The organism is Xanthomonas melonis (genome assembly GCF_020783655.1).
GTDB classification, from domain to species: domain Bacteria; phylum Pseudomonadota; class Gammaproteobacteria; order Xanthomonadales; family Xanthomonadaceae; genus Xanthomonas; species Xanthomonas melonis.
The window spans coordinates 195,298-204,259 of sequence record NZ_JAJGQH010000005.1 but is presented as its reverse complement, the minus strand read 5'-3'; the positions used below and the strand labels follow the sequence as shown (position 1 = coordinate 204,259).

Below are 8,962 nucleotides of genomic sequence, written 5' to 3'. Positions count from 1 at the left end.
ATGATTACTAAAGATGTAGAGTTGCTGAGTGAGATATTGAATGCTATTGAAGTTGGGGTGGGTGTTGAATATGACTTCTTAGAGTATGAGGTTGTAGTTGGGTGCGGATACATTGATACTGCTCTGGTTGTTAAATTGAATGGCGTTGATGTCGATCAGTGCAATTTTTCGATAAATGACTCGTTGATATATAAGGCTGCAAGGTCTTTGAAGGAAATGGCTGTTGGACGTGGAGAGGATTGGACGTCTTTCGTAATTTCATTCAAAAAAGGAGAGCAAGTAAAGGTTAATTTTAATTATGAATGACAGCATGGGCTGTCGTCGGAATTTGAGAGGTAGTTCGGTTTAACGGACTTCAATGCTCTTCAGTCACGCTTACGATCAATTCGCCTTCTCGCAGACGGACTTGTAGTTTGCGGCCAATGGTAAACCCCAGTTGTTCCAGCCAGCGACCGCGCAGGCGTAGCGTAGGAACGCGTTGATCGCTGGCGGGGTAGTAGCCATAACCGACGGTCAGCTGCTGCGGCGGGCGCGGGCGACGCTTTGCGCGCTGTTGTTTGGCAAGGTCGGCGGCGTTGGCGGCTTGAACCTCTTCGGGCGTGAGCAGCGGGGTACGCGGCGACTCTTTGATGTGCCAGACCGCGTCGCGGGGTGGTTGACGCTTTACGCGCTTGCGTGTGGGGGATGGCGATTGATGCATGGCAAAGCCCTCCGTTGCGAACAGGCGCCGTCGCCGATCAGCGACGGGATGTCGGGAGGTTAGAAACCGCACGTAGCCGGCGGGCGTATTTCCCCGAAGGGTGTTGTATTAGCCGCCCTCCCGACGCAGGCATTGCGTCGGCTGCACCTGCGAAGTGCAGGCACAAAAAACCCACCGGTTTGACGGAGGTGGGTACCGCTACGTGAGGAGTTTCTACGCTCCTTGGAGCAAGAGATTGCTACCGGGCACGAGCGATGTCAATGGCTGCGCAACGTCGAACTCAACGCCACCAACGCCATGAGCAACCAGGGCGTCATCGCGGGCGCCGACGTCAGCGTCACCGCCGGCAACCTTCTCAACCAGGGCCGCATCAGCGGCACCGGCACGGTGTCGTTGCAGGCGCGCAACGACCTGCTCAACCAGGGCCAGATCCAGGGCCGCGATGTCGCGCTGGCCGCTGGCAACAACCTGGTCAGCGAAGCGTCCAGGGCCATCAACGGCGCCGGCATCCTGTCCGGCATCAGCGCCAGCAACACCTTGCAGCTGATGGCCGGCAACGACATGACCCTGACCGGCACCCGCGTGCAGGCGGGTGGCAGCGCGGCGCTGATCGCCGGCAACAACCTCAGCCTCACGCCCAGCGCTTTGCGTGACGACAACGGCCTGCTGCGCGGCGGCGACGCCGTCTCGCTCATTACGGGCAAGGACCTGATCGTTTCGGCCGGCAACGACCTGCAACTGCATGGCGTGACCATCAAGGCCGGCGGCAGCGCGGCACTGCAGGCGGGCAACGACCTCTCGCTGACGCCGGCCACTGGTCTCGACGGCAAGCCCACCACCCGCACCAGCATCAGCACCGGCGACAGCCTGCAGCTGACCGCCGGCAACGACCTGACCATCCGCCAGGCCGAGGTCAAAGCCGGCGGCGACCTGATCGCTGCCGCGGGGAACAATCTCAACGTCGTGTCCGTCCTCAACGAGACCGAAACCGATAGCTACAAGAGCCGCAACGGCAAGACCCGCGTCACCACCACCACGACCACGCAGACCATCGATCAGCAGGCGCTCACCGCCGGCGGCAACCTGATCCTCAGCGCCGGCAACGACGTCAACCTGGTCGCCGCAAAACTCGATGCAGGCAAAGGGCTGGGCGTCAGCGCCGGCAACGACATCAACGCCAGCACCCTGACCACGGTGGACACCAGCGATGTCCTGGAGACACGCAAGCGTTTCAGGCAGACCACCAGCACCCGCGACGAAACCGTCCACGGCACCGAGTTCACCGCCGGCGGCAACCTCGCCATGCAGGCGGGCAACGACATCACCCTCACCGCCGCATCGGCCGCCACCAAGGAAGGCGGCATCACCCTGGCCGCCGGCAACGACGTCAATCTGCTCGCCGCCAGCGAGCAGCACGATGCCGTGCAGGACATGACCAAAAAGAAGAAGGGCACGTTCAGCAGCAAGACCACCACCACCCATGATGCGTGGCAGGACACGCTGGCCATCGGCACCGCGCTGAGCGGCGAGTCGGTCAACATCTCGGCTGGCAACGATGTCGCCGTGGTCGGCTCGACCGTCCTCGCCGAGGGCGATGTGCGCCTGGCCGCAGGCAACAACGTCATCATCGAATCCGCCCAGGACACCAGCAGCGAAACGCATCGCTTCAGCCAGAAGCGCTCGGGCCTGACCGGCAGCATCGGTGGGGGCGTTGCCAGCATTGGCTACAGCCATGCGCGCAGCAACAGCGAGAATACGACCGAGTCGGTTACCCAAGTCGCCTCGTCGGTCGGCTCGACGGAAGGCAATCTCGTCGTCAGCGCGGGCAACCAGCTGACCATTGCCGGCTCCGATCTCGGTGCCGGCAAGGACCTGACCTTGGCCGCCAAGGACATCGCGCTGTTGGCACGCCAGGACACGGTGGATAACGACGCCAGCCAGTCCAGCAAGTCGAACGGCTTCTCGATCGGCGTGACCTACGACCCGGGCGCCTCCTACCGCAGCGCCCGCGATTCCACCACCAAGAACATGGTCGACACCGGCTCGACCATGAGCAAGATGAGCCGCGATGCCGAAGGCGCAGCCGCCGGCACCATGGCCGCGATCACCCCGGTCGTCATCCAGGCCAGCAGCCATCGCTCCAATGCGGCGCAGAACGAAAGTACCAGCGACGCACGCGTCAGCCAGCTCGCCGCCGGCGGCAACCTGACCCTGCTCGCCAGCGACGGCTCGATCACCAGCCAGGGCACGCAAATGTCTGCGGAGGGCAATGCGCTGCTGCTCGCCAGCAAGGACATTGTGTTCGACGTTGCGCACAATACCCAGTCCAGCGGCAATGCCAGCACCGGCAAAGGCTGGGGCTTCAACAATGCTGCCGGCTTGCCGTACGGCAACTACAACCAGCAGGGCACCGGCAACGGGCAGACCGACACCATCACCGGCACCCAGTTGTCGGTGGGCGGCAATGCCAGCCTGACCACCACGCAGGGCGACATCGCGCTGACCGCGAGCAACATCGCGGCCCAAGGCAATGTCAGCATGCGCGCGGCCGGCGACCTGACCATCCAGAGCGGCCAGGACCTCCTCGGCAATACCAACCAGTCCACCAGCAAGGGCATCGGCACGGTCGTCATCTCCGACACCGAGCGCTTCGCCGGCTACAACAAGAAGAATCACACCGACGACAACGCACAGGTCACGCAGGTGGCCAGCAACGTCGGCAGCCTGGGCGGCAATGTCAGCCTGAGCGCAGGTGGCACGTACACGCAGTCGGCCAGCAATGTGGTCGCAGCGAAAGATGTCGACATCACCGCCGCCTCGATCCAGCTGCTGACCGCCAATACAAGCAGCTCGGCCTCGCAGCAGGACGACGACCTCAAAATTGGCGCCTTCGCGCGCATCAAGTCCCCGCTGATCGATCTGATCAACAACGTGGACGATGCACGTAAGTCCGATGGGCGGTTGGGCGCGATGCAAAACATGGCTGCCGCCGCGAATGCCTACCAGACGGCACGGGCGGTTCAGAGTGGCTCGCTGCTCAGCGTCGAAGCAGGCGTGGGTTTCGCCACCAACGAGAGCAGCTTCAACAGCAGCAGCCAACTCTCGCAAGGCTCCACCATCACCGGTGGCGGCAATGTCAGCCTGAAGACCACCGAAGGCGACCTGCGCATCGTGCAGGGCAACCTCAAGGCCGGCGATACGCTGCGCCTGGACTCGGCACGCGATCTGGTGCTGGAAGCGGGCAGCTCCAGCAACACCGAGCAGAGCAAGGGCAGCAATGCGGGCTTCGAGGTCGGCGTCGGCGCCTCGGTCGGCGCGCAGACCGGCGTGTATGCGTATGTGCAGGCCAGCGTCGGCAGCCACAAGTCCAACGTGGATGGCAGCACCTGGCAAAACACACAACTGGCCGGCCAGAACATCGCATTCACCTCGGAAGGCGACACCACCTTGCGAGGCGCTGTGGTCAAGGGTGACAGGATCGATGCACAGATCGGCGGTGATCTGACCATCGAATCGCTGCAGGACAAGCTGGACATCCAATCGAAGGAAAGCAGCGTCGGTGGTCGCGTGCAGGTGTCGTTCGGCAGCGCCTGGGATGTCAGCGGCTACGCCAGCGCGGCCAAGGCCAACGGCAACTATCTCGGTGTCTTCGAGCAGTCGGGCCTGTTTGCGGGCAATGGCGGTTACCACGTCAATGCCGGCAACGTAAACCTGATCGGCGGCGCCATCGCCAGCACGAATGCAGCTGCCAGCGAGCTGACGGCCGATGCGCTGACGTTCACCGATCTGAAGAACCGGATGGACTACAGCGCCTCGTCGGGCAGCATCAGCGGTGGCTTCGGCAGTACCGGCAACCAAACCGATGCCAACGGCAACCCGGTGCAGAAGAGCGCGGGCGAGCAATCCCGCGACATCGGCAACACCATCGCCAACGGCGACTACGGCAAGGCCAACACCGGCAGCTTCATGCCGGGCGTACCGATGAGTGAGAGCGGCAGCGACACCACCGACACCCGCGCCACGCTGACCGAAGGCAACATCAAGATCGGCGGCAAGACCACAACGGCCGCGGCCACCGGCATCAACACCGATGCAAGTGCGGCGCATGAGGCTGTGGCGACCCTGCCGGACGTGCGCAAGATCCTGGGCGAGCAGCAGGCAATGGCAGCGGCGGCCAGCACGGTCATCGCAACGGGCAGGCAGATCGGCCAGGACATTGCCGCATCGGCCGAGAACAAGGCGCGCGCCATCGAAGACCAGTACAGGAACGACCTCAAGACCGACGATGACAGGAATCGCTTTGCAGCCTTGACGCCTGCCCAGCGGGAAAGCGAACTGCTGCAGAACGCTCCCGACTACCGCGCAGCTTACGAGTCAAAGCAGCAATGGGGCACGGGCGGCGACTACAGCCGGGCGTTGCAAGCGGTCACCACGGTCCTGGTCGGCAGTGTCGCCGGCCAGGGGGCGAGCCAAGTTGCCGGTAATGCACTGGCACCTTATGCCGCCCAACTGGTTGGCAAGACCTTCGACCAAAACCACGGCAGCAACCCCAACGCCGTACTGCAAGGGCTATCGCATGCAGTCCTCGGCGCGGTGCTGGCGCAAGTCAACGGCACATCCATGGCCGGTGGCGCGCTTGCGGGCGCAGGTGGCGAGCTGGCGGCGCAGTACCTGACCAAGACCCTGTACGGCGACGACCCGCAAGCCTACGGCCCGGATGGCAAGTTCGATCCGAACCGTTTGCCGGATGCGGACAAGCAGCTGATCGTCTCGTTGTCGCAGGCCGTTGGTGCCATCGCGGGTGGGATGACGGGCGGGAGCTTAAGTGAGGCAGCTGTGGGCGCGCAGATCGCCGACAACGCAGTAGTCAATAACCGAATGCTCCGTAATAGCGAAATTGACAGGATTAAGGAGCTCAGTGGCGGCGATCCTGAAAAAGAACTTCGATTGACACTCGCCGCATGTGCAAAAGTCGAATGCTCATCTGAGCACCCAGTAGGTAGCGATGCATTTAATTTCTACTCAATATTGGAGTTGGAAGGCGGGAAAGATGAGTATGCGCAGGAGCGAGAATTGCTGTCGAGTCAGTTCAGCCAAGTAACCCGAAATGACGAATTCGGCGTGCCATATAAAATGGGCGAAAAAATATTTGACTACACGCTAGCTGATCAATGGGGTGATTCTGCTAGTGTTTGGAATTCTGTTAATGGAAATCCTTTAGGGAAAGCCATGGGTGTCGTGCAAGCCGCTGGTGGCGGTACAGCTGCAACAATCGGCCTATCAACCTGTGTTGAGACATTTGGGCTAGGCTGCCTTGCGGCTGCTTGGGGAGTGGATCAACTTCAAGCTGGTATACGCTATGCTGACTCTGGAGTTGTAGCCAATACCATTGGTGGTACACTACTTTCTAAAACAGGTTTATCAATTAATGCATCTGAAAACTTGTATGGCTTAGCAGGCGCTGCATTATCGGCTGGAAATTTAAAGTTGATGGCAGGCATAGTCGAAGTAGCGCCAGGTAAATTCGATTATATTTTTGGTAAGGTTGCCAGTAATTCGCATAACGCTGCCAGATCAAATCAGCTTGCTCTTGAGATGAAGAGACTTGGCGTCCATGATAACGCAGCCGGTCGCCAAATGCTAAATGAACATTTATCTAACGCCGTGAAAAATGAAGGAAATATAGTTAATAGGTTCAGTAATGAATATGGTAAGTTTGAAGTTCGTGAGTCATTATTTATCGGGCCATCAGGTAGGGCGGTAAATATTCAAAGCACTTTCCAAATAATGGATAACGGAACTCGCAGGTTGAGCACAGTCATCCCTCGAAATTGAAGAGATGGAAAATGATTATCCCAAGAAGAGTTGATTTTCTGACTGAGTTAGGAATGGAGCCAATCGAGATTGACTCAAGTCTTGGCCTATCTACATACAGGAAAAATTCAAGTGATGGAAAAATCGAGATGGAAGTTTCCTTTAGCGCCGTCATGAAGTCCCTTCAAATCTCCTTGAGACTTTCCGAAAAAGAAATTATCAAATTCTCATCAGAGAAGGTTGCTTCTATAGAAATAGTTAAGAATGAAATGGCCTCAGGATTATGCGTAAAATTTGATCTTTCTGAGGTAAGCTCTGAGGCTTTTATTGGGCTGGAGCCCGACATCAGCTGTGATTGGTGGTCGATTGCTAGGTGAAATTATCGGAGAATCAGGATAATCAGCGACGGAGATAATTAAGCGGCGGCCCTGACCGCCAGCCTGACCTGCAGCAAAGGACAACAACAGCGGCAGCGCGCTCAACGGCATCGGCGCGCAAGGTGGCCTGAGCGGCCGCGGCAGGCAGAGCGCAGCCAGTGCGGGTCAGCAGGCAGTCACCGGGCGCGCCAATGGCGGCGCCAGCAGCATCCGGGTCGCCACGGGCACTTCCGGCAACGCGGGAGCGCAGGTCGGTGCGAACACCCAGGACGCCACGCTGGCCACCTCCGGCGGCATCGTCGCGATGTCGGTTGCGCCGGTCATGTCCAACGACAGCGGCCTGGCGCGCAGCACGGTCGATCAGGCCACAGTGCAGACCACCACGGCCGGCACCGGCATCGTCGTGGGTGCCAACCAGGGCCGGGTGGGTGTCGATCCATCGAGCATCCCGGTAACCGAGCTTGTGGGCGGCGGCCAGACCTCGCTGGCGCAGATCGATCTGCCCATCGGCGGGCTGTATCGCCTGTCCAACGGCACCGCCACCGACCGCACCGCGATGGGCCGCGCGGCCATCAGCCTGGGCGGCATCAACGCCTGGCGCAGCAACGGCCCGGGCCGTCGTTACCTGATCGAGACCGATCCGCGCTTCGTCAACTACGACAACTTCATCAGCAGCGACTTCCTGCTGGACAAGCTGGGGGTGGACCCGGAGTGGACCCAGACCCGGCTGGGCGATGGCTTCTATGAGCAGCGCCTGGTGCTGGACCGGATCACCCAGCTCACCGGCCGCCGCTACCTGAGCAACTACGCCGACGGCGTGGCGCAATACCGCGCCTTGCTCGAGTCCGGCGTGGCCGCCGCAGGCCAGCTGCAGCTGAGCATGGGCGTGGGCCTGACTGCCGCGCAGGCCGCTGCACTGACGCAGGACATCGTGTGGATGGTGGAGCAGGAATACCAGGGCCAGACCGTGCTGGTGCCGGTGGTCTACCTGGCCTCCAACTCGCTGCAGCTGCGTGGCAACGGCGCGCTGATCGCTGGCGGCAATGTCGAACTCAACGCCACCAACGCCCTGAGCAACCAGGGCGTGATCGCGGGTGCCGATGTCAGCGTCACCGCCGGCAACCTGCTCAACCAGGGCCGCATCAGCGGCACCGGCACGGTGTCGCTGCAAGCGCGCAACGACCTGCTCAACCAGGGCCAGATCCAGGGCCGCGATGTCGCGCTGGCCGCAGGCAACAACCTGGTCAGCGAGGCGTCCAGGGCCATCAATGGTGCAGGCATCCTGTCGGGCATCAGTGCCAGCAACGCCCTGCAGCTGTTCGCCGGCAACGACATGATGCTGAGCGGATGGCTGGCCTAGTTGCTGTGAGAAATCGATGTGTCACCGCCGGTGAGCCAGGCCGATCAACAGAGACATCAAGTGGATATGGAAGGGTCATGCCATCGACGTCGACATCGCTGACGTTATAAAGGCGACAAGCCTTCGCTTTTACGCATGTATTTCGTGTTGTTGAGCGAAGTGCCGGTCGATAAAGCAGGCGCTCAAGCCACTAGCGAGTACGCATCTTCGTTCCCAAACTGAGCGCAGCTGAAATTCGCCATCGGTATCTGCGTAGGACACTGTGCTGCTGCGATATTCTCCATAAGACATAATGCAGCCCATTCGTACATATCTAATCCGATGTATTTGAGGAAGTGACCATGTCAGGTCAACGTTTCGATTTTGTAGGCGCGCGCGGCACTCCATTGTCTGGTCGCATCGAGAGTCCGCTGACCACGCCGCGGGGGTGGGCGATCTTCGCCCATTGCTTTACCTGCGGGAAGGACAGCCTTGCGGCGACGCGGATTTCCAAGGCGCTGGTCTTGAGTGGCATCGGTGTTCTCCGGTTCGATTTTGCCGGCCTTGGGGGCAGCGGCGGTGAGTTCGCTGCGTCCACCTTCGCCACGGATGTCGATGATCTGATCGCTGCCGGGCGTGCCATGGCGGAGGCAGGCCATGCGCCGACGCTGCTGATTGGCCACAGCCTGGGCGGGGCCGCTGCCTTGAGCGCTGCGGCAGACATGCCTTAGG

At 60.7% G+C, this 8,962-nt stretch carries 4 protein-coding genes and 2 pseudogenes; 5 read left to right on the top strand and 1 reads right to left on the bottom strand.

Annotation, left to right across the window (positions count from 1 at the left end):
- Positions 1–306 (top strand): hypothetical protein, encoded by a 306-nt coding sequence (locus tag LL964_RS07035; RefSeq protein ID WP_046934926.1) that lies wholly within the window; start codon positions 1–3, stop codon positions 304–306.
- A gap of 49 nt (positions 307–355) precedes the next feature.
- Here LL964_RS07035 and LL964_RS07030 read toward each other — a convergent pair whose 3' ends face one another.
- Entirely contained in the window at positions 356–700 is a 345-nt protein-coding gene (locus LL964_RS07030; RefSeq protein WP_039419023.1) for a SymE family type I addiction module toxin, read from the bottom strand.
- A gap of 270 nt (positions 701–970) precedes the next feature.
- On the opposite strand from LL964_RS07030, the pseudogene LL964_RS07025 reads away from it, so the two are divergent.
- The 4 genes and pseudogenes from LL964_RS07025 to LL964_RS07010 form a co-directional block, all read left to right on the top strand.
- Positions 971–6,535: pseudogene (locus LL964_RS07025) on the top strand (hemagglutinin repeat-containing protein); the annotation flags it as partial.
- Between the two features lie 11 nt (positions 6,536–6,546).
- Positions 6,547–6,891, top strand: coding sequence for a hypothetical protein (locus tag LL964_RS07020; RefSeq protein ID WP_146092451.1), 345 nt, complete (start codon positions 6,547–6,549; stop codon positions 6,889–6,891).
- Positions 6,892–6,979: 88 nt separating this feature from the next.
- Positions 6,980–8,236 (top strand): annotated as a pseudogene (locus tag LL964_RS07015) (hypothetical protein); the annotation flags it as partial.
- 356 nt (positions 8,237–8,592) lie between these two features.
- Positions 8,593–8,961 carry an alpha/beta fold hydrolase gene (locus tag LL964_RS07010; protein ID WP_228329395.1) on the top strand — a complete coding sequence of 123 codons (369 nt, stop codon included), beginning with the start codon at positions 8,593–8,595 and terminating at the stop codon, positions 8,959–8,961.
- The last annotated feature ends 1 nt before the right edge of the window (position 8,962 follow it).

What these genes read in the sequence shown, in the direction of transcription:
- LL964_RS07030 (WP_039419023.1), bottom strand. Translation starts at nt 700, where the DNA reads ATGCATCAATCGCCATCCCCCACACGCAAGCGCGTAAAGCGTCAACCA.
- LL964_RS07020 (WP_146092451.1), top strand. Translation starts at nt 6,547, where the DNA reads ATGATTATCCCAAGAAGAGTTGATTTTCTGACTGAGTTAGGAATGGAG.
- LL964_RS07010 (WP_228329395.1), top strand. Translation starts at nt 8,593, where the DNA reads ATGTCAGGTCAACGTTTCGATTTTGTAGGCGCGCGCGGCACTCCATTG.
- LL964_RS07035 (WP_046934926.1), top strand. Translation starts at nt 1, where the DNA reads ATGATTACTAAAGATGTAGAGTTGCTGAGTGAGATATTGAATGCTATT.